Genomic DNA, 24,536 nt, shown 5'->3' with positions numbered 1-24,536 from the left:
GAAGAACGCATAATAACGATGGCGATGAAAAAGTTGCTCATAGCGTCGCTGCTGTTTAGCAGCGCGACCGTATACGGTGCTGACGGGTTCGTAGTGAAAGATATTCATTTCGAAGGCCTTCAGCGTGTCGCCGTTGGTGCGGCCCTCCTCAGTATGCCTGTGCGCCCCGGCGATACGGTTAATGATGAAGATATCAGTAACACCATCCGTGCTCTGTTTGCCACTGGCAACTTTGAGGATGTCCGCGTCCTGCGCGATGGTGATACGCTGGTGGTTCAGGTAAAAGAACGTCCAACGATTGCCAGCATCACTTTCTCCGGTAACAAATCGGTGAAAGACGACATGCTCAAGCAGAACCTTGAGGCATCGGGTGTTCGTGTGGGGGAATCTCTGGACCGCACAACCCTTGCAGACATTGAAAAAGGTCTGGAAGATTTCTACTACAGCGTCGGTAAATACAGCGCGAGCGTTAAAGCGGTTGTTACACCGCTGCCACGTAACCGTGTTGACCTGAAACTGGTCTTCCAGGAAGGTGTTTCTGCGAAGATCCAGCAGATCAACATCGTGGGTAACCACGCGTTCAGCACCGACGAACTGATCTCCAACTTCCAGCTGCGTGACGAAGTGCCGTGGTGGAACGTGGTAGGCGATCGTAAATACCAGAAACAGAAACTGGCGGGTGACCTTGAAACCCTGCGCAGCTACTATCTGGATCGCGGTTACGCCCGTTTCAACATCGATTCAACTCAGGTGAGTCTGACTCCGGACAAGAAAGGTATCTACATTACCGTTAACATCACAGAAGGCGATAAGTACACGCTTTCGGGTGTTGAAGTCAGCGGCAACCTGGCAGGACATTCAGCTGAAATTGAATCTCTGACCAAAATTCAGCCGGGCGATCTGTACAGCGGATCTAAAGTCACCAAAATGGAAGACAGCATTAAGAAGCTGCTCGGCCGTTATGGTTATGCGTATCCGCGTGTGCAAACGCAGCCGGAAATTAACGACACGGATAAAACCGTTAAGCTGCACGTTAACGTTGATGCGGGCAACCGCTTCTACGTGCGTAAGATCCGCTTCGAAGGTAACGATACCTCTAAAGACTCCGTTCTGCGCCGTGAAATGCGCCAGATGGAAGGGGCATGGCTGGGAAGCGATCTGGTAGATCAGGGTAAAGAGCGTCTGAACCGTCTGGGCTACTTTGAAACGGTCGATACCGATACTCAGCGTGTACCAGGTCGTCCGGATCAGGTTGATGTTGTTTATAAAGTTAAAGAACGTAATACCGGTAGCTTCAACTTCGGTATTGGTTACGGTACTGAAAGTGGCGTGAGCTTCCAGGTCGGTGTTCAGCAGGATAACTGGCTGGGTACGGGCTACTCTGTCGGTATCAACGGGACGAAAAACGACTACCAGACCTACTCTGAGTTCTCCGTTACCAACCCATACTTCACCGTTGACGGTGTAAGCCTGGGCGGTCGTATCTTCTATAACGACTTTAAAGCGGACGATGCGGACCTCTCCTCGTATACCAACAAGAGTTACGGTCTGGATGGTACGCTTGGCTTCCCGGTTAACGAATACAACACCTTGCGCGCAGGTTTAGGGTACGTGCATAACGACCTGTCCAACATGCAACCGCAGGTGGCGATGTGGCGTTACCTGGACTCCATCGGTCAGTCGGCGAGTACGTCCAGCGATGACAACGGTTTCGCCGCGGATGACTTCACCTTCAACTACGGTTGGACCTACAACCGTCTTGACCGTGGCTACTTCCCGACGGAAGGTTCACGCGTCAACCTGAACGGTAAAGTGACTATCCCGGGCTCGGATAACGAGTTCTACAAGGTCACGCTGGATACGGCGTCCTACTTCCCAATTGATGAAGATCACAAGTGGGTTGTTCTGGGTCGTACCCGTTGGGGTTATGGTGACGGTATTGGAAGCAAAGAACTGCCGTTCTATGAAAACTTCTACGCCGGTGGTTCAAGCACCGTGCGTGGCTTCCAGTCCAATAACATTGGTCCGAAAGCGGTTTATTACGGCGGTAATGACGAAGATAACTGCGCAAGCCGTGATCCTAAGCAAGTATGTAGCTCTGATGACGCAGTAGGTGGTAACGCTATGGCCGTGGCGAGCCTCGAGTTCATCACGCCTACGCCGTTTATCAGTGATAAGTATGCGAACTCCGTGCGTACCTCCTTCTTTATGGATGCAGGTACGGTGTGGGACACCAACTGGGAGAACACCGCCCAGATGCGTGCGGCGGGGGTTCCGGACTACAGCGATCCGAGCAACATTCGCATGTCCGCAGGTATCGCATTACAATGGATGTCACCGCTGGGGCCGTTGGTCTTCTCTTACGCCCAGCCGTTTAAGAAATACGATGGAGACAAAGCGGAGCAGTTCCAGTTTAACATTGGTAAAACCTGGTAATAATCCGCTGCAATGGAATGCGTTGGCAGTGTAGCGCTGACAACCGGCGATCGGTAACACGGTCGCCTTGCCACGCAAAGAACGGTACCCCTCGGGTGCCAATGGGATGGTAAGGAGTTAATTGTGAAAAAGTGGTTATTAGCTGCAGGTCTCGGTTTAGCGATGGCAACTTCTGCTCAGGCAGCGGATAAAATTGCAATCGTCAACATGGGTAATTTGTTCCAGCAGGTTGCACAGAAAACCGGTGTTTCTGCAACGCTGGAAAACGAATTCAAAGGCCGTGCGAGCGAACTGCAACGTATGGAAGGTGATCTTCAGTCCAAGATGCAGCGTCTTCAGCGTGATGGTTCTACCATGAAAGCGAGCGAGCGCAGCAAACTGGAAAAAGACGTCATGTCTCAGCGCCAGACCTTCTCTCAGAAAGCACAGGCTTTCGAGCAGGATCGTCAGCGTCGTTCTAACGAAGAGCGTGGCAAACTGGTGACGCGTATTCAGTCTGCCGTTAAAGCAGTAGCAGCCGATCAGAGCATCGATCTGGTTGTTGATGCGAACGCCGTTGCATTCAACAGCAGCGATGTTAAAGACATCACCGCTGATGTTCTGAAACAGGTTAAATAAGTAATGCCTTCAATTCGACTGGCTGATTTAGCTCAGCAGTTGGATGCAGAATTACACGGTGATGGCGATATCGTCATCACCGCTGTTGCGTCCATGCAATCTGCTAAAGCAGGCACTATTACCTTCATGGTAAGCCCTAAGTACCGTGAACACCTGGCCCAGTGCCAGGCGTCTGCCGTTGTGCTGACGCAGGACGATCTTCCGTTTGCCACTAGCGCTGCACTGGTAGTGAAAAATCCCTACCTGACCTATGCACGCATGGCCCAAATTCTTGATACCACGCCGCAGCCGGCACAGAACATTGCAGCCAGTGCTGCGATTGATCCGACGGCTCAGCTGGGTAACAACGTATCAGTCGGCACAAACGCCGTTATCGAATCCGGCGTTGTTTTGGCTGATAACGTGGTGATTGGCCCTGGCTGCTTTGTTGGAAAAAATACGAAAATTGGCGCAGGGACTCGTCTGTGGGCCAATGTCTCTGTCTACCATGAGGTTGAGATTGGCGAGAATTGTCTCGTACAGTCCAGCACGGTGATTGGTTCTGACGGATTTGGTTACGCCAACGATCGGGGTAACTGGGTTAAGATCCCTCAGCTGGGTCGCGTGATTATCGGCGATCGTGTGGAGATCGGCGCTTGTACAACTATCGACCGCGGTGCGCTTGACGACACCATTATTGGTAACGGTGTTATCATAGACAACCAGTGCCAGATTGCACATAACGTTGTGATTGGCGACAATACCGCAGTTGCGGGTGGTGTTATCATGGCAGGCAGCCTGAAAATTGGCCGTTACTGCATGATTGGCGGTGCCAGCGTGATCAATGGCCATATGGAAATATGCGACAAAGTCACGGTGACGGGGATGGGTATGGTGATGCGTCCAATCACTGAGCCTGGCGTTTATTCCTCAGGTATTCCGCTGCAACCGAACAAGGTCTGGCGTAAAACAGCTGCACTGGTGATGAATATTGATGATATGAGCAAGCGACTCAAAGCGATTGAGCGCAAAATCGATCAACAAGACTAAGCGTTCATCCGTTTAACGCTAAATTTCCCGGCCTGTCGGCTTTGTTTATAAACCGGCAGGCCGTGTTATTATTGCTACTTAGTACATTTGACAGGAAGAGTATTTTGACTACTGACACTCATACTCTGCATATTGAAGAGATTTTAGAACTTCTGCCGCACCGCTATCCGTTTTTACTGGTAGACCGTGTGCTGGATTTTGAAGAAGGTCGTTTTCTGCGCGCAGTGAAAAATGTCTCCGTTAACGAGCCGTTCTTCCAGGGGCACTTCCCTGGTAAGCCTATCTTCCCGGGTGTATTGATCCTGGAAGCGATGGCACAGGCTACCGGTATTCTGGCGTTTAAAAGCGTAGGTAAACTGGAACCGGGTGAACTCTATTACTTCGCGGGTATCGATGAAGCGCGCTTCAAGCGTCCGGTCGTGCCTGGTGATCAAATGATCATGGAAGTCACTTTTGAAAAAACGCGTCGCGGCCTGACTCGCTTCAAAGGCGTAGCTATGGTTGACGGCAAAGTTGTTTGCGAAGCGACAATGATGTGTGCGCGTAGCCGGGAGGCCTGATACGTGATTGATAAATCCGCCTTTATTCATCCTACCGCCATTGTGGAAACGGGTGCCATCATTGGTGCCAACGTCCACATTGGCCCGTTTTGTATTGTTGGACCCCATGTCGAAATTGGTGAGGGTACAGTACTGAAATCTCACGTTGTCGTGAATGGTCATACCACCATTGGCTGCAACAATGAGATCTATCAGTTCGCCTCCATCGGCGAAGTTAACCAGGATCTTAAGTATGCTGGCGAACCGACCCGCGTGGAAATCGGCGATCGTAACCGCATTCGCGAAAGCGTCACCATTCATCGTGGTACAACGCAAGGCGGTGGATTGACGAAGGTGGGCAGCGACAACCTGTTTATGGTTAATGCGCATATTGCGCACGACTGTACCGTGGGTAGCCGCTGTATTCTCGCCAACAACGCAACGCTGGCGGGACACGTATCGGTTGATGATTTCGCCATTATTGGCGGCATGACCGCAGTCCATCAGTTCTGCATCATTGGTGCACACGTGATGGTCGGCGGATGCTCCGGTGTGGCGCAGGACGTCCCACCGTTTGTGATTGCGCAGGGCAACCATGCCACGCCGTTTGGCGTGAACATCGAAGGTCTCAAGCGTCGTGGTTTTAGTCGCGAAGCGATTACTGCCATCCGCAACGCGTACAAACTGCTGTACCGTAGCGGTAAAACGCTGGAAGAGGCTAAGCCGGAAATTGCCGAGCTGGCGAATAAGCACCCTGAAGTGAAAACGTTCATGGAATTCTTTGAACGTTCAACCCGTGGTCTGATTCGTTAATGGTCGACAGTCGTCCGCTTACCATCGCCCTGGTCGCCGGAGAAACCTCCGGCGATATTCTTGGTGCAGGTCTTATCCGCGCGCTTAAAGCCCGTGTACCCAATGCCCGCTTTGTGGGCGTGGCTGGGCCGCTGATGCAGGCCGAAGGCTGTGAAGCCTGGTATGAAATGGAAGAGCTGGCTGTGATGGGCATCGTCGAGGTGTTGGGGCGCTTGCGTCGCCTGCTGCATATTCGCGCCGACCTTACCCGCCGCTTTACCGACCTTAAGCCCGATGTATTTGTCGGCATTGATGCGCCTGATTTCAATATTACCCTTGAAGGGAACCTGAAAAAGCAGGGGATCAAAACTATCCATTACGTCAGTCCGTCCGTGTGGGCGTGGCGACAGAAACGCGTTTTCAAAATCGGACGATCCACTAATCTGGTGCTGGCTTTTCTGCCTTTCGAAAAAGCGTTTTACGACAGATTTAATGTCCCGTGCCGTTTTATCGGTCATACCATGGCGGATGCCATGCCGCTGGATCCGGATAAAAACGCGGCGCGTGACGAACTGGGCATCCCGCATGATGTGCACTGTCTGGCGCTGCTGCCAGGGAGCCGGGGTGGGGAAGTTGAAATGCTCAGTGCCGATTTCCTGAAAACGGCGCAAATTCTTCGCAAGACTTACCCCGATCTTGAAGTGGTCGTGCCGCTGGTGAATGCCAAACGCCGCGAGCAGTTTGAGCGTATCAAAGCCGACGTCGCCCCGGATCTTCACGTCCGCCTGCTGGACGGAAAAGGGCGGCAAGCCATGTTTGCGAGTGATGCCGCACTGCTGGCTTCCGGCACGGCTGCTCTGGAGTGTATGCTGGCAAAATGCCCAATGGTGGTCGGTTATCGCATGAAGCCGTTTACCTTCTGGCTGGCAAAACGTCTGGTAAAAACAGATTACGTATCCCTGCCAAACCTGCTTGCGGGTCGCGAACTGGTGAAAGAGCTCTTGCAGGATGAATGCCAGCCGCAGGCACTGGCTGATGCATTACTGCCGCTGCTGGCCAACGGTAAAACCAGCCACCAGATGCATGATACCTTCCGTGAACTGCATCAACTGATCCGCTGTAATGCTGATGAGCAGGCGGCCGATGCGGTGCTGGAGTTAGCACAATGATGGAATTTATTTATCCCCATACCCACCTCGTTGCCGGTGTGGATGAAGTCGGTCGTGGCCCGTTAGTGGGTGCCGTTGTGACCGCGGCGGTGATCCTCGATCCAGCCCGCCCGATCGTTGGCCTGAACGACTCGAAAAAACTGAGTGAAAAGCGTCGCCTGGCGCTGTTCGATGAAATTAAAGAAAAGGCGCTGGCCTGGAGTCTCGGGCGCGCAGAGCCGGATGAGATCGACGATCTGAACATTCTGCACGCCACCATGCTGGCGATGCAGCGTGCCGTCGCTGGCCTGAAGATTGTGCCTGAGTATGTGCTGATCGACGGTAACCGTTGCCCGGCGCTGCCGATGCCTTCCATGGCTGTTGTTAAAGGCGATAGCCGCGTCGCAGAAATCAGTGCGGCGTCAATCATTGCTAAAGTGACGCGCGATGCCGAAATGGCCGCGCTGGACCTCACTTATCCCGCGTATGGTTTCGCCCAGCACAAGGGATATCCAACGGCTTTCCATCTGGAAAAGCTGGCTGAACATGGCGCAACTGAACATCATCGGCGCAGCTTTGGCCCGGTGAAACGCGCGCTGGGACTGGTGTCCTGAATCAAGACGCAAGCAATTAAGTAACGCGGGATTTGAAGATGGCTGAACCACGTTTCGTACACCTGCGGGTGCATAGCGACTACTCCATGATCGATGGGCTGGCAAAGACCGGGCCGCTGGTAAAAAAGGCGGCCTCGCTTGGCATGCCTGCGCTGGCGATCACCGATTTTACCAACCTGTGTGGCCTGGTGAAGTTCTACGGAACGGCGCATGGCGCAGGATTAAAGCCCATCGTCGGCGCGGATTTTCATGTGCAGAGCGAGCTGCTCGGCGATGAGATGACGCAGATTTCCGTGTTAGCTATGAATAACACGGGCTATCAGAACCTCACTCTGCTGATCTCAAAAGCCTACCAACGCGGTTACGGCGCACTGGGTCCATGGATTGACCGCGACTGGCTGGCGGAGCTGAACGAAGGTCTGCTGCTGATCTCCGGTGGCCGTATGGGAGATGTCGGCAAATGTCTGCTACGCGGTAATAACGCGCTGGTGGATCAGTGCGTCTCGTTCTACGAAGAGTATTTCCCGGATCGTTATTACCTGGAGCTGATCCGTACCGGGCGTGCGGATGAAGAGAGCTACCTGCATGCGGCCGTCGCCCTGGCGGAAGCGCGTGGCCTGCCTGTGGTGGCCACCAACGATGTGCGCTTCCTTGAGGCGGGTGATTTTGACGCGCATGAAATTCGCGTCGCCATCCACGACGGCTTCACCCTCGACGATCCAAAACGTCCGCGCAACTACTCATCGCAGCAGTACATGCGCAGCGAAGAGGAGATGTGTGAGCTCTTCTCGGACATCCCGGAAGCGCTGGAAAACAGCGTAGAGATTGCCAAGCGCTGTAACGTCACCGTGCGTCTCGGCGAATACTTCCTGCCGCAGTTCCCGACGGGAGACATGACCACCGAAGATTTCCTGGTCATGAAATCGAAAGAGGGTCTGGAAGAGCGTCTGGAATTCCTCTTCCCGGATGAAGCGGTCCGTAAAGAGAAACGTCCTGAATATGACGAGCGCCTGGATATTGAACTCCAGGTGATCAACCAGATGGGGTTCCCTGGCTACTTCCTGATCGTGATGGAGTTCATCCAGTGGTCGAAGGATAACGGCGTGCCGGTAGGTCCGGGCCGTGGTTCTGGTGCCGGCTCGCTGGTGGCGTATGCCCTGAAAATTACCGATCTCGATCCGCTGGAATTTGACCTGCTGTTCGAACGTTTCCTCAACCCGGAACGTGTCTCCATGCCCGACTTTGACGTCGACTTCTGCATGGAAAAACGCGACCAGGTGATTGAGCACGTGGCCGATATGTATGGTCGTGATGCGGTTTCGCAGATCATCACCTTCGGTACGATGGCCGCGAAAGCGGTTATCCGCGATGTGGGCCGCGTTCTGGGCCACCCGTACGGTTTTGTCGATCGTATCTCTAAGCTGGTGCCGCCCGATCCGGGCATGACTCTGGCGAAAGCCTTTGAAGCTGAACCTCAGCTGCCGGAAATCTACGAAGCCGACGAAGAGGTCAAAGCGCTGATCGACATGGCGCGCAAGCTGGAAGGCGTCACGCGTAACGCCGGTAAGCATGCGGGGGGTGTGGTTATCGCCCCGACCAAAATCACCGACTTTGCGCCGCTGTACTGCGACGAAGCGGGCCAGCATCCGGTCACCCAGTTCGACAAGAACGACGTAGAATACGCCGGGCTGGTGAAGTTCGACTTCCTCGGCCTGCGTACGCTGACCATCATCAACTGGGCGCTGGAGATGATCAACGCCCGTCGCGAGAAGAACGGCGAGCCTCCGTTGGATATCGCGGCTATCCCGCTTGATGACAAGAAAAGTTTCGACATGCTGCAACGCTCGGAGACGACAGCCGTCTTCCAGCTTGAATCCCGCGGCATGAAAGATTTGATTAAGCGTCTGCAACCAGACTGCTTCGAAGATATGATCGCGCTGGTGGCCCTGTTCCGTCCGGGGCCGTTGCAGTCGGGGATGGTAGATAACTTTATCGACCGTAAACACGGGCGCGAAGAGATTTCCTACCCGGACGTGCAGTGGCAGCATGAAAGCCTGAAACCGGTACTGGAGCCAACCTATGGCATCATCCTGTATCAGGAACAGGTCATGCAGATCGCCCAGGTGCTTTCTGGTTATACCCTTGGCGGCGCAGACATGCTGCGTCGTGCGATGGGTAAGAAAAAGCCGGAAGAGATGGCCAAGCAACGTTCCATCTTTGAGGATGGGGCGAAGAAAAACGGCGTCGATGGCGAACTGGCGATGAAAATCTTCGACCTGGTGGAGAAATTCGCCGGGTACGGATTTAACAAATCCCACTCCGCCGCCTATGCTTTGGTTTCGTATCAAACGCTGTGGCTGAAGGCTCACTATCCCGCTGAGTTTATGGCGGCGGTAATGACCGCCGATATGGACAACACCGAGAAGGTGGTTGGCCTGGTGGACGAGTGCTGGCGCATGGGGCTGAAGATCCTGCCGCCGGATATTAACTCTGGCCTGTACCATTTCCACGTTAACGATGACGGGGAAATCGTCTATGGGATCGGCGCGATCAAGGGCGTAGGTGAGGGGCCGATCGAGGCGATCATCGAAGCGCGTAACAACGGCGGCTATTTCCGCGAGCTGTTCGATCTGTGCGCCCGCACCGATACCAAAAAACTGAACCGCCGGGTGCTGGAAAAACTGATCATGTCCGGCGCGTTTGATCGGCTGGGGCCACACCGCGCCGCGCTGATGAACTCGCTCGGCGATGCGCTGAAAGCAGCCGATCAGCACGCGAAAGCGGAAGCCATTGGCCAGGCAGATATGTTCGGCGTGCTGGCGGAAGAGCCAGAGCAGATTGAGCAGTCTTATTCCAACTGCCAGCCCTGGCCAGAACAGGTGGTGCTGGATGGGGAGCGGGAAACGTTAGGCCTGTACCTGACGGGGCACCCGATCAACCAGTATCTGAAAGAAATTGAGCGCTATGTCGGCGGCCACAGGCTTAAAGACATGCATCCGACAGAACGTGGTAAAATCACCACGGCTGCGGGGCTCGTGATTGCTGCAAGGGTAATGGTCACCAAGCGCGGCAATCGTATCGGCATCTGTACCCTGGATGACCGTTCCGGGCGTCTGGAGGTGATGTTGTTTACCGACGCGCTGGATAAATACCAGCAATTGCTGGAAAAAGACCGCATACTTATCGTCAGCGGACAGGTCAGCTTTGATGACTTCAGCGGGGGGCTTAAAATGACCGCCCGCGAAGTGATGGACATTGACGAAGCCCGGGAAAAATATGCTCGCGGGCTTGCTATCTCGCTGACGGACAGGCAAATTGATGACCAGCTTTTAAACCGACTCCGTCAGTCTCTGGAACCCCACCGCTCGGGGACCATTCCAGTACATCTCTATTATCAGAGGGCGGATGCACGTGCGCGGTTGCGCTTTGGTGCAACGTGGCGTGTCTCTCCGAGCGATCGTTTACTGAACGATCTCCGTGGCCTCATTGGTTCGGAGCAGGTGGAACTGGAGTTTGACTAATACAGGAATACTATGAGTCTGAATTTCCTTGATTTCGAACAGCCGATTGCAGAGCTGGAAGCGAAAATCGATTCTCTGACAGCCGTGAGCCGTCAGGATGAAAAACTGGATATTAACATCGACGAAGAAGTGCATCGTCTGCGCGAAAAAAGCGTGGAACTGACGCGCAAAATCTTTGCCGATCTCGGCGCATGGCAGATCGCCCAGCTGGCGCGTCATCCACAGCGTCCGTACACCCTGGATTATGTCCGCCTGGCGTTTGACGAATTTGACGAACTGGCAGGCGACCGCGCATACGCTGACGATAAAGCTATCGTCGGCGGTATCGCGCGTCTGGATGGACGTCCGGTGATGATTATTGGTCATCAGAAAGGCCGTGAAACCAAAGAGAAAATCCGTCGTAACTTCGGTATGCCAGCGCCAGAAGGCTACCGTAAGGCCCTGCGTCTGATGGAGATGGCTGAGCGTTTCAATATGCCTATCATCACCTTCATCGACACGCCGGGTGCTTACCCGGGTGTTGGCGCTGAAGAGCGCGGTCAGTCTGAAGCCATCGCACGCAACCTGCGTGAGATGTCTCGCCTGAAAGTGCCGGTCATCTGTACCGTTATCGGTGAAGGTGGGTCCGGCGGTGCGCTGGCAATTGGCGTGGGCGATAAAGTGAATATGCTACAGTACAGTACCTATTCCGTTATCTCTCCGGAAGGCTGTGCCTCCATTCTGTGGAAAAGTGCCGATAAAGCGCCGCTGGCTGCTGAAGCGATGGGCATCATTGCCCCACGTCTGAAAGAGCTGAAGCTGATCGACACCGTTATCCCTGAACCGCTGGGTGGCGCGCATCGTAAGCCGGAAGTGATGGCTGCTTCCCTGAAAGCGCAGCTGCTGGCAGATCTGGCGGACCTGGACGTGCTGAGCACAGAAGATCTGCTCAACCGTCGTTATCAGCGTCTGATGACCTACGGTTACGCGTAAGCCTCACAATTATCCTAAAAGCCGCACATTGTTGCGGCTTTTTTTATACCTGCCGTTTACCTTAACTATGCTTATCTGATGTTTTTCAAGGAGGTAAACCATGAACATCATTGCCATCATGGGGCCACACGGCGTCTTTTATAAAGACGAACCCATCAAGGAGCTGGAGCAAGCCCTCAAAGCACGCGGATACCAGCTGATCTGGCCGCAAAACAGCGCCGACCTGCTGAAATTTATCGAACACAATCCGCGCATCTGTGGCGTGATATTCGACTGGGACGAATACGACATGGAGTTGTGCAGCGATATCAATAAGCTCAACGAATATCTTCCGCTGTACGCGTTTATCAACACTCACTCGACCATGGACGTGAGCGCGCATGATATGCGTATGGCACTGTGGTTCTTCGAATACTCACTCGGCGTTGCCGAGGACATTGCGACCCGCATTCAGCAGTACACCGGTGAATACCTCGATAACATCACACCGCCGTTCACGCGCGCGCTGTTCACCTATGTGAATGAAGGGAAGTACACCTTCTGTACGCCAGGCCACATGGCGGGAACAGCCTATCAAAAAAGCCCGGTGGGATGTCTGTTCTACGATTTCTTCGGCGGTAACACGCTGAAGGCGGATGTGTCGATTTCGGTCACCGAGTTAGGCTCTCTGCTGGATCATACCGGCCCGCATCTGGAAGCTGAAGAGTACATCGCCCGGACCTTTGGCGCCGAGCAAAGCTACATGGTGACCAACGGTACCTCAACCTCGAACAAAATCGTCGGGATGTATGCCGCGCCTGCCGGCAGTACGCTGCTGATTGACCGAAACTGCCACAAATCACTAGCGCATTTGCTGATGATGAGCGACGTGGTGCCGCTCTGGCTGTCGCCTACGCGTAATGCGCTGGGTATTCTCGGCGGCATTCCTCGCCGTGAGTTCGCGCATGAAGCCATTGAAAATAAGATCGCGGCGATCCCCGAGGCAAGCTGGCCTGTGCACGCGGTGATCACCAACTCCACCTATGACGGGCTGCTTTACAACACGAACTGGATCAAGCAGACGCTCGACGTGCCGTCGATCCACTTTGACTCCGCGTGGGTGCCTTACACCAATTTCCACCCGATTTACTCGGGTAAAAGTGGGATGAGCGGCGAGCGGGTGCCGGGCAAGGTGTTCTTCGAAACGCAGTCGACGCACAAAATGCTGGCCGCGTTTTCCCAGGCGTCTCTCATTCACATCAAGGGCGAGTACGACGAGGACACCTTCAACGAAGCCTTTATGATGCACACGACCACGTCGCCGAGCTACCCGCTGGTGGCGTCCATCGAAACGGCGGCGGCGATGCTGCGCGGTAATCCGGGTAAACGCCTGATCAATCGTTCGGTGGAACGGGCGCTGCATTTCCGAAAAGAGGTTCAGCGGCTTAAAGATGAAGCGGACGGCTGGTTCTTTGATATCTGGCAGCCGGAAGAGATTGATGAGGCAGAATGCTGGCCCGTCGCGCCGGGGGAGAGCTGGCACGGTTTCCGGGATGCCGATGCGGACCACATGTTCCTCGATCCGGTTAAGGTGACGATCCTGACGCCGGGCATGGATGAGCAGGGCGTGATGGGTGAGGAAGGGATCCCGGCTGCGCTGGTGGCGAAGTTCCTTGATGAGCGCGGCGTGGTGGTGGAGAAAACCGGCCCCTATAATTTGCTGTTCCTGTTCAGCATCGGGATCGATAAAACCCGCGCGATGGGTCTGCTGCGCGGACTGATGGAGTTTAAGCGCGCATATGATCTGAACCTGCGGGTAAAGAATATGCTGCCGGATCTCTACGCGGAAGATCCTGACTTCTATCGCAATATGCGTATTCAGGATCTGGCCCAGGGGATCCACAGGCTGATCCGCCAGCACGATCTGCCGCGCCTGATGTTGCAGGCATTTGATGTTCTGCCTGAAATGAAGCTGACGCCGCACAGGGCGTGGCAGCGCCAGGTGAAAGGGGAGGTTGAAACCGTTGAGCTGGAAAACCTGGTCGGGCGGGTATCGGCCAACATGATCCTGCCTTATCCGCCGGGCGTGCCGCTGCTGATGCCGGGTGAAATGATCACCGAGGAGAGCCGGGCGGTGCTCGATTTCCTGCTGATGCTCTGTTCGGTAGGGCGCCACTATCCGGGCTTTGAAACGGACATTCATGGCGCGAAACGCGATGATAACGGCGTGTACTGGGTGAGAGTCCTAAAATAAAAGGGTCTGCTTGCCAGGGGCGGGTTGTCGGTTGTAACGTTCAGAGCATCATAAAAAGGAGAAACTATGCTGGGTTTAAAAGCGGTTCATCATATTGCGATCATTGCTACCGATTACGCGAAAAGTAAGGCATTCTACTGTGACGTTCTCGGCTTTACGCTGTTGAGCGAGGCTTACCGTGAGGAGCGCGACTCCTGGAAAGGCGATCTGGCGTTAAACGGACAATATGTGATTGAACTGTTCTCTTTTCCTTTCCCGCCAGCGCGTCCTTCACGCCCGGAAGCCTGCGGCCTGCGCCACCTGGCCTTCAGCGTCGACGACCTGGACAGCGCGGTAAAACATCTGGAAGCCCACGGCGTGGCCTGCGAAGCGATTCGTGTCGATCCCTTTACCGATAAACGTTTCACTTTTTTCAACGATCCGGACGGGCTGCCGCTGGAGCTTTACCAGCAGTAATCGCCGTCATGTGTGATAATGCCCGTTCAGTTCGGGCATTTTTTATGTGTAATTTCCTATGACCTTACCCGCTATCGCGCACGCCGTTTCACCCTATCGCCAGCTGCTGGTGGGGTTCAGCGGTGGCCTGGATTCCACCGTTTTGCTGCACCGCCTTAAGCTCTGGCGCGACCGTGAGCCTGACGTCCAGCTGCGGGCGATGCATATCCATCACGGCTTAAGCCCCCATGCCGACGACTGGGTAGCGCACTGCGAAGCGGTGTGTTCAGGGTGGGCGATTCCGCTGATCGTTGAACGCGTCACGCTTGAGGATGAGGGGCTGGGTATTGAGGCGCAGGCGCGGAAAGCCCGCTACGCCGCGTTTTCCGGCGCATTACAGCAAGGGGAAGCGTTGGTCACCGCGCAGCATCTGGACGACCAGTGCGAGACGTTTTTACTGGCGCTCAAGAGGGGCAGCGGGCCTGCGGGGTTATCTGCCATGCCTGAGCGCGCAGATTTTGCTGAAACAGAGCTCATCCGCCCGCTACTGGGTGAGACGCGCGCATCACTGGAAGCCTGGGCGCAGCAGCATCATCTGTGCTGGATTGAAGACGAGAGCAATCAGGACGACAGTTACGACCGTAACTTCCTGCGCCTGCGCGTCTTACCGCTGCTGAGTGAGCGCTGGGCGCATTTTTCCGAAGCGGCGGCCAGAAGCGCCATGCTGTGTGCTGAACAGGAAAGCTTGCTGGATGAGTTGCTGAGCGAGGAGCTGGATACGCTGACTACCGCTGACGGTGCCCTGAACATTGCGCCGTTGAAGGTGATGAGCCCCGTGCGCCGGGCTGCTCTGATTCGTCGCTGGCTGGCTTACCACCGTGCGGTTATGCCGTCCCGGGCGATGCTCAACCGTATCTGGGAGGAAGTTGCACAGGCGAGGGAAGATGCTGCCCCGTGTATACACCTGAATGGTTATGACGTCAGGCGCTATAAAGGGCAACTCTGGTGGGTAAAATCTGTGCCGTCGCTGGCTGACGTTGTGCTCGACTGGCCGTCGCCGGAAAAAGCATTAACGCTACCGATGAATGGCGGTGTCGTTGCGTTAAGCCATTCGGGCAATGTGCGTCTACCTGAGCCGGACGAGAACGTCACTATACGCTTCAGGGCCAGCGGCATGCTGCATATCGTCGGGCGTAACGGCGGGCGTAAGCTGAAGAAAATCTGGCAGGAACAGAACGTTCCGCCCTGGCGACGTGATACCACGCCGCTTCTGTTTTACGGCGACACGCTCATCGCGGCGGCAGAGGTGTTCATCACTGAAGAGGGGTGGGCTGAAGCGGGTGTTAATTTTGAATGGAAAGCGTAACGGGCAGCCTGGCTGCCCGTTGGTTATCAGGATTCGCTCACCACAACGGTGCCGATTTCCGGATGGCTGAAACTGGCAATTTTGTCGAGGCGTAGCTCACGCGTTGCACCTGCATCTTCCACAACCAGGTATTCCACATTTTTACGGGAAACCAGATCGCTGGCCTTTGCCTTTAGCACTTCGCCATCTTTTAGCTCCAGCGTCAGTATTAAATGATGCTGGCAGGCGAGTTCGAGGTTGTCATAGTCATCACAATTGATGGGTTGATAGGTATCATTCATCGACATAATCGCTCACCAGTAAATTCGCCGCAGCATACGCTGCTTTTTCCCTGACCGATTCAGAAAGGCTCTCATCAGAGGCCACTTCATTTAGCACGTTCAATACACAGCCTAACGCATCCGGAATGTACCCCAGATCTCCGCTGGCGATCTCCGCATACCGTCTGCGAATCAACTCACAATAATTATTCACATCACCTCCTGCCAGCGTACTGACTTACTGTGAGATATCATTAAGCCTACGAAGTTAAACTCGGTTTAGCAAGGTGACTATACCATACTCATTTAAGCATTATCAGCGCCTTGATAAGAGGGAGACACCACCTCGTAACAGCCTTTTGCCGCGGTTTTCGCTACAATGTACGCCTGATTCGAAAGGAGTTCTCTCATGGCGCTGAAAGCGACAATTTATAAAGCTGTGGTCAATGTGGCGGATCTTGACCGTAACCAGTTTCTGGATGCGTCATTGACGCTGGCGCGTCACCCTTCTGAAACCCAGGAGCGCATGATGCTGCGCCTGCTGGCGTGGATTAAGTATGCCGACGAGCGTCTGCAATTTACCCGTGGTTTAAGCGCGGAAGATGAACCGGAAGCCTGGCTGCGCAACGATCATCTGGGTATCGATTTATGGATTGAGCTTGGCCTGCCGGATGAACGCCGGATCAAAAAGGCCTGCACCCAGTCTGCTGAAGTGGCGTTGTTTGCCTACAACCAGAGAGCGGCGGAGATCTGGTGGCAACAAAATAAAAATAAATGTGCGCAGTTCAAAAATCTTACCGTCTGGTATCTGGATGATGAACAGCTAGCGCAGCTGAGTGCGTTCGCCAGCCGGACGATGGCGCTACAGGCGACGATTCAGGACGGCGCCATCTGGCTTTCCGATTCTCAGAATAATCTGGAAATTCATCTCACGGCCTGGCAGCCCGCATCATGATTGTATTGTCCCGAAACGTCAGCATCCCTGATAACGAGCTGGAGATCACCGCCATCCGGGCCCAGGGAGCAGGGGGACAGCACGTTAACAAGGCCTCAACGGCTATCCATTTGCGCTTTGACATTCGGGCCTCCAGCCTGCCAGAGTATTATAAAGAAAGCCTGCTTGCCGCCAGCCATCACCTGATCACCAGCGAGGGTGTGATGGTGATTAAAGCGCAGGAGTATCGCAGCCAGGAGCTAAACCGGGAAGCGGCAATAGCCCGGCTGGTCGCGGTCATTAAAGAGCTGACGGCTGTACAAAAAAGTCGCCGGGCAACACGTCCAACGCGGGCATCGAAAGAACGTCGGTTGTCATCGAAGGCGCAGAAATCCACCGTAAAATCACTGCGTGGCAAAGTCCGTCACCCATAATGTGACGAAAGGGATACCCTTTTTCATAAGGAAAGTATTGTGAAAAAAGCATTATTATCAGCGCTGGCCGTGACAAGCCTGTTCGCGCTTTTTGGCTGTAATAACCGTTCAGAAACGCAGGTACTACAGCCAACGCAAAATGAAGAATTAAAGCCGATGCAGCAAAGCTGGCGCGGCGTATTACCGTGTGCAGATTGCGAGGGCATCGAAACCTCTCTGTTCCTGCAAAAAGATGGCACCTGGGTCATGAACCAGCGTTACCAGGGGGCGAAAGAACCGTCTTCTTTTGCATCTTACGGAACATGGGCGCGTACGGCTGAGAAGCTGGTATTGACGGATACCACGGGCGATAAAACCTTCTTCCGCGCCAAAGGCGAGGGGATGGAGATGCTCGATCGCGAAGGCAATCCGATTGAATCCCAGTTCAACTACACGTTGGCCCCGGTGAAAGCGACCCTGCCAGCCACCCCAATGGCGATGCGAGGGATGTATTTCTACATGGCGGATGCGGCGATCTTCACTGACTGTGCAACCGGGAAGAAAGTCAGCGTGGCGAACAATGCCCAGCTGGAGCGAGACTATGCCGTCGCGCGCGGCAACGACAGTAAGCCAGTGTTGCTGACGGTTGAAGGGCATTTTACGCTGGAGCCAAACCCGGATAGCGGCGAGCTGGTGAAAACGCTGGTGGCAGATAAAGATGCGAAGTTTGCCGCGGGGAAAGACTGCGAAAGCAAATAAGATATAGCCATTAAAAAACCCCGCACTGGCGGGGTTTTTTGTTTCTTAACCTTTGATGGCTTTCACCAGGTAATCAAGAATATCTCCCGTCTTGATCATCTGTTTTTCGCCGTTGCGACGGTATTTGTATTCAATCTCGTCGCCGTCGAGGTTACGGTCGCCAATGACAATGGTGTGTGGAATACCGATCAGTTCCATGTCAGCAAACATCACGCCAGGACGCTCTTTACGGTCATCCATCAGCACGTCGATACCTTTCGCGCTCAGCTCAGCGTAGAGTTTCTCAGCCAGCTCCTGCACGCGGTAAGACTTGTGCATGTTCATTGGCAGGATCGCCACCTGGAACGGCGCGATGTTATCCGGCCAGACGATTCCGCGTTCGTCATAGTTCTGCTCGATAGCGGCAGCAACAACGCGCGTTACGCCAATGCCGTAGCAGCCCATGGTCAGAACCTGGTTACGGCCATCTTCGCCCTGAACGGCAGCGTTCATTGCGCGCGAGTACTTATCGCCCAGCTGGAAGATGTGGCCTACTTCGATACCGCGTTTGATCATCAGGGTACCCTTGCCGTCCGGGCTTGGATCGCCTGCGACCACGTTACGGATGTCAGCCACTTCCGGCGTCGCCACGTCACGATCCCAGTTGATGCCGAAGTAGTGTTTACCGTCGATGTTTGCGCCCGCAGCGAAGTCGCTCATCGCCGCAACGGTGCGGTCAATGACCACCGGAACAGGCATGTTCACCGGACCCAGAGAACCAGGGCCTGCATTCACCACGGCGCGGATCTCTGCTTCCGTTGCAAAGGTCAGCGGGCTGGCAACCTGCGGCAGCTTCTCGGCTTTCACTTCGTTCAGCTCGTGATCGCCTCGTACCAGCAGGGCAACCAGTGGATAAGCGCTACCTTCAGCCGATTTCACCAGCAGGGTTTTCACGGTTTTTTCGATCGGCAGAGTAAACTGCTCAACCAGCTCGGCGATAGTTTTCGCGTTTGGCGTATCAACCAGCGTCATCTCTTGCGTTGCCGCGCCGCGTGGTTCTTTTGGTGCCAGCGCTTCTGCAAATTCGATGTTCGCGGCGTAATCAGAGGAGTCAGAGAAGATCACATCGTCTTCGCCGCTCTGCGCCAGAACCTGGAATTCATGGGAGGCGCTACCGCCGATTGAACCGGTATCAGCCTGTACAGCACGGAAATCCAGCCCCATGCGGGAGAAGATTTTGCTGTAGGCCGCGTACATTTTGTCGTAGGTCTCTTGCAGCGATTCCTGAGAAGTATGGAAAGAGTAAGCATCTTTCATCAGGAACTCGCGAGAACGCATGACGCCAAAGCGTGGACGCACTTCGTCACGGAACTTAGTCTGGATCTGGAAGAAGTTCAGCGGCAGCTGTTTGTAAGAGCTCAGCTCGTTACGGATCAGGTCGGTGATCACTTCTTCATGCGTTGGGCCGAGAACGAATGGACGATCGCCACGATCGGCAATACGCAGCAGTTCAGGACCGTACTGCTCCCAGCGACCGCTCTCCTGCCACAGTTCAGAGGGCTGAACGACCGGCATTAACACCTCGATAGCACCGGCGTTGTTCATCTCTTCACGCACGATGTTTTCGACTTTTTTCAGGACGCGCACGCCGGTCGGCAGCCAGGTGTATAACCCGGAGGCCAGCTTGCGGATCATCCCGGCGCGCAGCATCAGCTGGTGGCTGATCACCTCGGCGTCGGCAGGTGTCTCCTTCAGAGTGGAGAGCAGATATTGGCTAGTACGCATGTTGTTACGGTTCCATTTCGACGATTGGAACAGGCTGAAACATCAGCCTGACACAAAAAAAGTGGTTTAGTTTACCAGTGTGGCAAAGATGCCAAAAGAGAGGAGAACAAAATTACCTGGGTTCCAGGGCAAACACTTCAAAACCCGCCGCAGTCACGCGCCAGCGCACGTTAAAGTCCAGCAGCCAGACGGCGTACGTATTCCCGGCTTCCTCTTCTTTGCGGTAGGCGGGACGGGGGTCCTGGGCCAGCACTTCAACGATAAAGTCACGCAGGCGAGGATAACGCTTTTCCAGCTCGCTGATTTGCGTCGTTATTTCAGACGTGAAGTGAACCGGCATATCTGCCTGCGGTGCGTCCTGAGCATAGCTTGCTCGGGCATCCGGCAGCGCTTCGGCGAAGGGCAGGTAAGGCTTAATATCTATGACCGGCGTGCCATCAACCAGGTCAAGGCTACCTAACTCCAGGATCACCTGATCTTTCTGACAACGTATGCCTTTCAGCTCGACCAGCGACATCCCGATGGGGTTGGGACGAAAGGTTGAGCGGGTGGCAAAGACACCCATTCTGGCATTTCCGCCCAGACGAGGCGGACGCACGGTGGGACGCCAGCCGCCTTCCATGGTCTGGTGAAACACAAAGACCACCCATAAATGGCTGAACGCCTCAAGCCCGCGCACTGCATCGGCCTGATTATACGGCGCCACAAGATGAAGCTCGCCGCCGCCGTTAATGACCAGACCCGGCTGACGCGGCACGGCGAACTTTTCTTTATAAGGGGAGCGGATAACGCCTATCTGCTCGAACTGAAATGAACTCATTTCGCCGTAATGTTAAGCGCAGAACCGATACATACCGCCTGGCGATAGCAACCTGGTGTGCCGCTGGTGACTTCGCAGCTGTGCAGCAGCACCGCGTTGGCTTTCATTTTCGACGCGTTGATTTGCATACGCTTGCGGGCTGTCGGAATATTGGGTGGGGAGTCCTGATTCGTTGCCTGGCAGGATTCGCCGCTCACTTCGCCCAGTTCACGGAATGGCTTACCGACCAGCTCGTCGGCTTTGGTAATAATACGTACCGGCGCAGCGCGAGGCGCTTTCGGTTTTGCTGGCTCCGCTTTTGGCGGGGTTGCAGTGCTTTGAACAGGTTCAACAGGAGATCTGCTTAGCATAGAACAGCCGCTCAGCATCAGTGCTAAAAAACAGATCGGTAAAGCACGCATAATAATTCCTCAGTGGATAATCAAAACGTCAGATATTGAAGCAGTTGACCGCACAAATGACAAGACGGGCAAATGCCCGTCTTGATGATATTACACTGCCGGGAGATTACCAGCCTTTAACCGCGCCGCCGTTAAACACCTTATTGGCTTCCTGGTACACTTCTTCAGACTGATATGCCTGTATGAATTTCTTCACATTCTCCGCGTCTTTGTTGTCTTCGCGAGTCACGATCAGGTTGACGTACGGGGAATCTTTATCTTCAACGAAGATGCCATCTTTCGCTGGGGTCAGGCCGATCTGGCTGGCGTAAGTGGTGTTGATCACGGCCAGGGCGATCTGCGCATCGTCCAGAGAACGTGGCAGCTGTGGTGCTTCCAGCTCAACAATTTTCAGATTTTTCGGGTTTTCGGTGACGTCCAGAACGGTCGGTAACAAGCCAACGCCTTCTTTCAGTTTAATCAGGCCCACTTTCTGTAGCAGAAGCAGGGAACGGCCAAGGTTGGTTGGGTCGTTAGGGACGGCAACCTGTGAACCCGGCTGGAGTTCATCCAGAGATTTAATTTTCTTGGAGTAACCGGCAATCGGGTAAACGAAGGTGTTACCGACAGCAACCAGTTTGTAGCCGCGATCTTTGATCTGCTGATCCAGGTACGGTTTATGCTGGAAGGCGTTAGCGTCAATGTCGCCTTTGCTCAGCGCTTCGTTCGGCAGAACGTAATCGTTGAAGGTCACCAGTTCAACGTCCAGGCCATATTTCTCTTTAGCGATTTTCTGCGCGGCCTCAGCAACCTGCTGTTCTGCACCGACGATAACGCCTACTTTGATGTGGTTTGGATCTTTTTCGTCCTGACCGCAACCCACCAGTGCCAGCGAGCCAATCAGTGCGCCTACTGCTGCGAAGGTCTTAAATTTAAACGCCATGTTATATCCTTAACTCGTCGAGTTTGTGTTGTTTGTAACGTTATTTATGCGTAACAGCCCGGACGATACGATCGCCAGAGAATTGAATTAAGTAAACCAGCACAACCAGCAATACCAGAACGGTATTCATTACGGTAGCGTTATAGCCAATATAGCCGTACTGATATCCAATCTGGCCTAAACCGCCAGCACCTACGGCGCCGCCCATTGCGGAATAACCGACCAGGGTGATAAGCGTGATGGTTGCTGCGTTCACCAGCCCAGGCAGCGCCTCTGGCAGCAGAACTTTGCGAACGATCTGCATTGGCGTCGCACCCATAGCGCGGGAAGCTTCGATCAGGCCGGTTGGGATTTCCAGCAGGGCGTTTTCCACCATACGGGCGATAAACGGTGCCGCGCCTACGGTCAGCGGGACAATAGCTGCCTGCAAACCAATCGACGTCCCGACGATCACGCGCGTAAACGGAATCATCCACACCAGCAGAATAATGAACGGAATAGACCGGAAAATGTTCACCAGCGCAGAGAGCGTACGATACAGCTTCGCGTTTTCAATAATTTGACCCGGGCGCGTAACGTACAGCAGCACGCCGACCGGCAGCCCAATCACAAAACCAAAGAAGCCCGATACGAAGGTCATTGCCAGCGTTTCCCAAACGCCGCGAACCAGTAGCCACATCATCGGCTCAGACATAACCCAGTACCTCTACTTTTACGTGATGTTCTTGCAGCCAGGCAATTGCCGCCTGGGTTTCTTCCTGTGTGCCGTGCATTTCCGTCAGCATAATGCCGAACTTCACGCCACCGGCGTAGTCCATCTGCGCGCTAATAATGTTGTTATTCACGTTAAAGCGACGCGCGGTTTCGGACAGCAGCGGTGCGTCAACGGACTGGCCCGTGAACTCCATGCGCAGCATCGGGACGCTGTCAGGCGTTGCGTCTGTTTTTAAACGTTCCAGATAATCTTCCGGAATATCCAGATGCAGTGTGGACTGAATGAACTGCTGAGCCAGCGGCGTTTTCGGGTGCGAGAAGACTTCACTCACCGTATCCTGCTCAATCAGCTCACCGTTGCTGATGACCGCCACGCAGTCGCAGATGCGTTTAACTACATCCATTTCATGCGTAATAAGGAGAATCGTCAGGCCCAGGCGACGGTTAATGTCTTTTAACAGTTCCAGAATAGAGCGCGTGGTGGCCGGGTCTAACGCGCTGGTGGCTTCATCGCACAGCAGCACCTTAGGATTGCTTGCCAGCGCGCGGGCAATGGCCACACGCTGTTTTTGCCCACCGGACAGATTTGCCGGGTAGCTATCATGCTTGTCGCCCAGACCAACAAGGTCGAGCAGTTCGGTGACGCGACGCGTAACTTCTTCTTTCGGCGTGTTATCCAGCTCAAGCGGCAGGGCAACGTTGCCGAACACGGTGCGGGATGCCAGCAGGTTAAAGTGCTGGAAAATCATGCCAATCTGGCGACGCGCTTTGGTGAGTTCTTTTTCTGAGAGAGCGGTAAGCTCCTGGCCGCCAACTTCTACGCTGCCCTGGGTTGGGCGTTCAAGCAGGTTAACACAACGGATCAGCGTACTTTTACCCGCACCCGATGCGCCAATGACGCCATAAATCTGACCAGCAGGCACATGCAGGCTGACGTTGTTCAGCGCCTGAATGGTTCGGTTCCCCTGCTGGAACACTTTGGTGATATTGGAAAGTTTAATCATTAGATTATTTTTATCGTAAGTAAGTTAGCCGTGGCATTTTCTTCTGCCAGATACGGGGAATGACCGTAAACAAAATGGATGTTAAGGCATCCAGACGTCTAAATCAATCCACCTCTGTGCGATGAGCACTTTATTGCGCTGCGATTCATGAGATACTAGCTGAACAAGACTTTTTCAGGAGCAAACCGGTGGCAAAATCTGTACCCGCAATTTTTCTCGATCGTGACGGCACTATTAATGTGGATCACGGTTACGTCCATGAGATTGATGAGTTCGAGTTTATCGAGGGCGTAATAGATGCCATGCGCCAGTTGAAAGAGATGGGCTATGCGCTGGTGGTGGTGACTAACCAGTCCGGTATCGCCCGGGGTAAATTCACCGAAGCGCAATTCGAGACGCTGACGGAATGGATGGACTGGTCTCTGGCCGATCGTGGCGTCGATCTTGATGGCATCTATTATTGTCCGCATCACCCGCAGGGAAGTGTAGAGGCGTATCGTCAGACCTGTGATTGCCGTAAGCCACACCCGGGCATGTTTATCTCTGCACAGGAATTCCTGCACATTGATATGGCCGCATCTTATATGGTGGGCGATAAACTGGAAGATATGCAGGCAGCAGCGGCGGCAGGTGTAGGTACCAAGGTATTAGTGCGTACCGGTAAACCGGTCACCACAGAAGCAGAAAATGCAGCCGACTGGGTGATAACTAGTCTGGCAGAACTGCCAAAAGAGATTAAAAAGCACCAAAAATAAGGCGTTTTGGCGAAAAGGTGAGCGGTTGAAATAAAAATGCATTTTTCCGCTTGTCATTCCTCGGCGGCTCCCTATAATGCGCCTCCA

The 24,536-nt window shown here is 54.2% G+C and carries 24 protein-coding genes; 16 read left to right on the top strand and 8 right to left on the bottom strand.

Annotated features, from left to right (window positions below):
* The first annotated feature begins 18 nt into the window (after positions 1-18).
* From bamA to tilS, 12 genes are all read left to right on the top strand, one after another.
* Positions 19-2,436, top strand: coding sequence for an outer membrane protein assembly factor BamA (gene bamA, locus INF61_RS18455; RefSeq protein WP_003856172.1), 2,418 nt, complete (start codon positions 19-21; stop codon positions 2,434-2,436).
* A 123-nt stretch (positions 2,437-2,559) separates the two neighbouring features.
* Complete coding sequence (skp, locus tag INF61_RS18450) at positions 2,560-3,054, top strand: molecular chaperone Skp (protein WP_006810039.1); 495 nt, start codon at positions 2,560-2,562, stop codon at positions 3,052-3,054.
* 3 nt (positions 3,055-3,057) lie between these two features.
* Entirely contained in the window at positions 3,058-4,083 is a 1,026-nt protein-coding gene (gene lpxD, locus INF61_RS18445) for a UDP-3-O-(3-hydroxymyristoyl)glucosamine N-acyltransferase (RefSeq protein WP_193547988.1), read from the top strand.
* Between the two features lie 104 nt (positions 4,084-4,187).
* Positions 4,188-4,643: a 3-hydroxyacyl-ACP dehydratase FabZ gene (fabZ, locus tag INF61_RS18440; RefSeq protein ID WP_003856165.1), complete on the top strand. Its 456-nt coding sequence runs from the start codon at positions 4,188-4,190 to the stop codon at positions 4,641-4,643.
* Positions 4,644-4,646: 3 nt separating this feature from the next.
* Positions 4,647-5,435: an acyl-ACP--UDP-N-acetylglucosamine O-acyltransferase gene (lpxA, locus tag INF61_RS18435; RefSeq protein ID WP_003856164.1), complete on the top strand. Its 789-nt coding sequence runs from the start codon at positions 4,647-4,649 to the stop codon at positions 5,433-5,435.
* Positions 5,435-6,583 carry a lipid-A-disaccharide synthase gene (gene lpxB / locus INF61_RS18430; RefSeq protein ID WP_193547987.1) on the top strand — a complete coding sequence of 383 codons (1,149 nt, stop codon included), beginning with the start codon at positions 5,435-5,437 and terminating at the stop codon, positions 6,581-6,583. The genes lpxA and lpxB overlap by 1 nt, the downstream gene beginning before the upstream one ends.
* A complete protein-coding gene (gene rnhB / locus INF61_RS18425; RefSeq protein ID WP_015572727.1) occupies positions 6,580-7,176 on the top strand; it encodes a ribonuclease HII in 597 nt (198 codons plus the stop codon). Before lpxB ends, rnhB begins: the two co-directional genes overlap by 4 nt.
* A gap of 38 nt (positions 7,177-7,214) precedes the next feature.
* Positions 7,215-10,697 carry a DNA polymerase III subunit alpha gene (dnaE, locus tag INF61_RS18420; protein ID WP_017383737.1) on the top strand — a complete coding sequence of 1,161 codons (3,483 nt, stop codon included), beginning with the start codon at positions 7,215-7,217 and terminating at the stop codon, positions 10,695-10,697.
* 12 nt (positions 10,698-10,709) lie between these two features.
* Positions 10,710-11,669 carry an acetyl-CoA carboxylase carboxyl transferase subunit alpha gene (gene accA, locus INF61_RS18415; protein WP_003856154.1) on the top strand — a complete coding sequence of 320 codons (960 nt, stop codon included), beginning with the start codon at positions 10,710-10,712 and terminating at the stop codon, positions 11,667-11,669.
* 100 nt (positions 11,670-11,769) lie between these two features.
* Positions 11,770-13,902 carry a lysine decarboxylase LdcC gene (locus INF61_RS18410; RefSeq protein ID WP_015572729.1) on the top strand — a complete coding sequence of 711 codons (2,133 nt, stop codon included), beginning with the start codon at positions 11,770-11,772 and terminating at the stop codon, positions 13,900-13,902.
* Between the two features lie 66 nt (positions 13,903-13,968).
* Positions 13,969-14,358, top strand: a complete 390-nt coding sequence (locus INF61_RS18405; RefSeq protein WP_003856151.1) for a VOC family protein — start codon at positions 13,969-13,971, stop codon at positions 14,356-14,358.
* A 58-nt stretch (positions 14,359-14,416) separates the two neighbouring features.
* The gene (tilS, locus tag INF61_RS18400) at positions 14,417-15,703 is read left to right on the top strand and encodes a tRNA lysidine(34) synthetase TilS (protein WP_045911041.1); all 1,287 of its coding nucleotides are present in this window, start codon (positions 14,417-14,419) and stop codon (positions 15,701-15,703) included.
* A gap of 26 nt (positions 15,704-15,729) precedes the next feature.
* On the opposite strand, the gene rof is transcribed toward tilS, so the two are convergent.
* Both rof and INF61_RS18390 read right to left on the bottom strand, forming a co-directional pair.
* A complete protein-coding gene (rof, locus tag INF61_RS18395; RefSeq protein ID WP_003856148.1) occupies positions 15,730-15,990 on the bottom strand; it encodes a Rho-binding antiterminator in 261 nt (86 codons plus the stop codon).
* On the bottom strand, positions 15,977-16,177 hold the full coding sequence (locus tag INF61_RS18390) for a YaeP family protein (protein WP_003856146.1): 201 nt from the start codon (positions 16,175-16,177) through the stop codon (positions 15,977-15,979). The genes rof and INF61_RS18390 overlap by 14 nt, the downstream gene beginning before the upstream one ends.
* A gap of 195 nt (positions 16,178-16,372) precedes the next feature.
* Here INF61_RS18390 and INF61_RS18385 point away from each other — a divergent pair, with 195 nt between their 5' ends.
* The 3 genes from INF61_RS18385 to nlpE are packed head-to-tail and all read left to right on the top strand — an operon-like array spanning position 16,373 to position 18,069.
* On the top strand, positions 16,373-16,918 hold the full coding sequence (locus INF61_RS18385) for a YaeQ family protein (RefSeq protein ID WP_003856144.1): 546 nt from the start codon (positions 16,373-16,375) through the stop codon (positions 16,916-16,918).
* Entirely contained in the window at positions 16,915-17,331 is a 417-nt protein-coding gene (gene arfB / locus INF61_RS18380; protein ID WP_006810027.1) for an alternative ribosome rescue aminoacyl-tRNA hydrolase ArfB, read from the top strand. The genes INF61_RS18385 and arfB overlap by 4 nt, the downstream gene beginning before the upstream one ends.
* Before the next feature lie 39 nt (positions 17,332-17,370).
* The gene (gene nlpE / locus INF61_RS18375) at positions 17,371-18,069 is read left to right on the top strand and encodes an envelope stress response activation lipoprotein NlpE (protein WP_017383734.1); all 699 of its coding nucleotides are present in this window, start codon (positions 17,371-17,373) and stop codon (positions 18,067-18,069) included.
* A gap of 45 nt (positions 18,070-18,114) precedes the next feature.
* On the opposite strand, the gene proS is transcribed toward nlpE, so the two are convergent.
* The 6 genes from proS to metN form a co-directional block, all read right to left on the bottom strand.
* Positions 18,115-19,833 (bottom strand): proline--tRNA ligase, encoded by a 1,719-nt coding sequence (gene proS / locus INF61_RS18370; RefSeq protein ID WP_047737079.1) that lies wholly within the window; start codon positions 19,831-19,833, stop codon positions 18,115-18,117.
* Positions 19,834-19,945: 112 nt separating this feature from the next.
* Positions 19,946-20,653 carry a tRNA (N6-threonylcarbamoyladenosine(37)-N6)-methyltransferase TrmO gene (gene tsaA / locus INF61_RS18365; RefSeq protein WP_015572734.1) on the bottom strand — a complete coding sequence of 236 codons (708 nt, stop codon included), beginning with the start codon at positions 20,651-20,653 and terminating at the stop codon, positions 19,946-19,948.
* A complete protein-coding gene (gene rcsF / locus INF61_RS18360) occupies positions 20,650-21,054 on the bottom strand; it encodes an Rcs stress response system protein RcsF (protein WP_015572735.1) in 405 nt (134 codons plus the stop codon). The genes tsaA and rcsF overlap by 4 nt, the downstream gene beginning before the upstream one ends.
* Before the next feature lie 106 nt (positions 21,055-21,160).
* Positions 21,161-21,976 (bottom strand): methionine ABC transporter substrate-binding lipoprotein MetQ, encoded by an 816-nt coding sequence (gene metQ / locus INF61_RS18355; protein WP_003856132.1) that lies wholly within the window; start codon positions 21,974-21,976, stop codon positions 21,161-21,163.
* A 40-nt stretch (positions 21,977-22,016) separates the two neighbouring features.
* Entirely contained in the window at positions 22,017-22,670 is a 654-nt protein-coding gene (locus INF61_RS18350) for a methionine ABC transporter permease MetI (protein WP_003856130.1), read from the bottom strand.
* Positions 22,663-23,694 carry a methionine ABC transporter ATP-binding protein MetN gene (metN, locus tag INF61_RS18345; RefSeq protein ID WP_006810022.1) on the bottom strand — a complete coding sequence of 344 codons (1,032 nt, stop codon included), beginning with the start codon at positions 23,692-23,694 and terminating at the stop codon, positions 22,663-22,665. The genes INF61_RS18350 and metN overlap by 8 nt, the downstream gene beginning before the upstream one ends.
* Before the next feature lie 188 nt (positions 23,695-23,882).
* On the opposite strand from metN, the gene gmhB reads away from it, so the two are divergent.
* Positions 23,883-24,449: a D-glycero-beta-D-manno-heptose 1,7-bisphosphate 7-phosphatase gene (gene gmhB, locus INF61_RS18340; RefSeq protein WP_017694475.1), complete on the top strand. Its 567-nt coding sequence runs from the start codon at positions 23,883-23,885 to the stop codon at positions 24,447-24,449.
* Positions 24,450-24,536 lie beyond the last annotated feature (87 nt).

Source organism: Enterobacter cloacae complex sp. P18RS (assembly GCF_014982105.1).
GTDB classification, from domain to species: Bacteria; Pseudomonadota; Gammaproteobacteria; order Enterobacterales; family Enterobacteriaceae; genus Enterobacter; species Enterobacter hormaechei_C.
Note: the sequence above shows the minus strand (reverse complement) of the source record. Positions and strands in the feature narration are given on the sequence as shown.

What these genes read in the sequence shown, in the direction of transcription:
- bamA (WP_003856172.1), top strand. Translation starts at nt 19, where the DNA reads ATGGCGATGAAAAAGTTGCTCATAGCGTCGCTGCTGTTTAGCAGCGCG.
- lpxD (WP_193547988.1), top strand. Translation starts at nt 3,058, where the DNA reads ATGCCTTCAATTCGACTGGCTGATTTAGCTCAGCAGTTGGATGCAGAA.
- lpxB (WP_193547987.1), top strand. Translation starts at nt 5,435, where the DNA reads ATGGTCGACAGTCGTCCGCTTACCATCGCCCTGGTCGCCGGAGAAACC.
- rnhB (WP_015572727.1), top strand. Translation starts at nt 6,580, where the DNA reads ATGATGGAATTTATTTATCCCCATACCCACCTCGTTGCCGGTGTGGAT.
- dnaE (WP_017383737.1), top strand. Translation starts at nt 7,215, where the DNA reads ATGGCTGAACCACGTTTCGTACACCTGCGGGTGCATAGCGACTACTCC.
- accA (WP_003856154.1), top strand. Translation starts at nt 10,710, where the DNA reads ATGAGTCTGAATTTCCTTGATTTCGAACAGCCGATTGCAGAGCTGGAA.
- INF61_RS18410 (WP_015572729.1), top strand. Translation starts at nt 11,770, where the DNA reads ATGAACATCATTGCCATCATGGGGCCACACGGCGTCTTTTATAAAGAC.
- INF61_RS18405 (WP_003856151.1), top strand. Translation starts at nt 13,969, where the DNA reads ATGCTGGGTTTAAAAGCGGTTCATCATATTGCGATCATTGCTACCGAT.
- tilS (WP_045911041.1), top strand. Translation starts at nt 14,417, where the DNA reads ATGACCTTACCCGCTATCGCGCACGCCGTTTCACCCTATCGCCAGCTG.
- rof (WP_003856148.1), bottom strand. Translation starts at nt 15,990, where the DNA reads ATGTCGATGAATGATACCTATCAACCCATCAATTGTGATGACTATGAC.
- INF61_RS18385 (WP_003856144.1), top strand. Translation starts at nt 16,373, where the DNA reads ATGGCGCTGAAAGCGACAATTTATAAAGCTGTGGTCAATGTGGCGGAT.
- arfB (WP_006810027.1), top strand. Translation starts at nt 16,915, where the DNA reads ATGATTGTATTGTCCCGAAACGTCAGCATCCCTGATAACGAGCTGGAG.
- proS (WP_047737079.1), bottom strand. Translation starts at nt 19,833, where the DNA reads ATGCGTACTAGCCAATATCTGCTCTCCACTCTGAAGGAGACACCTGCC.
- tsaA (WP_015572734.1), bottom strand. Translation starts at nt 20,653, where the DNA reads ATGAGTTCATTTCAGTTCGAGCAGATAGGCGTTATCCGCTCCCCTTAT.
- rcsF (WP_015572735.1), bottom strand. Translation starts at nt 21,054, where the DNA reads ATGCGTGCTTTACCGATCTGTTTTTTAGCACTGATGCTGAGCGGCTGT.
- metQ (WP_003856132.1), bottom strand. Translation starts at nt 21,976, where the DNA reads ATGGCGTTTAAATTTAAGACCTTCGCAGCAGTAGGCGCACTGATTGGC.
- INF61_RS18350 (WP_003856130.1), bottom strand. Translation starts at nt 22,670, where the DNA reads ATGTCTGAGCCGATGATGTGGCTACTGGTTCGCGGCGTTTGGGAAACG.
- metN (WP_006810022.1), bottom strand. Translation starts at nt 23,694, where the DNA reads ATGATTAAACTTTCCAATATCACCAAAGTGTTCCAGCAGGGGAACCGA.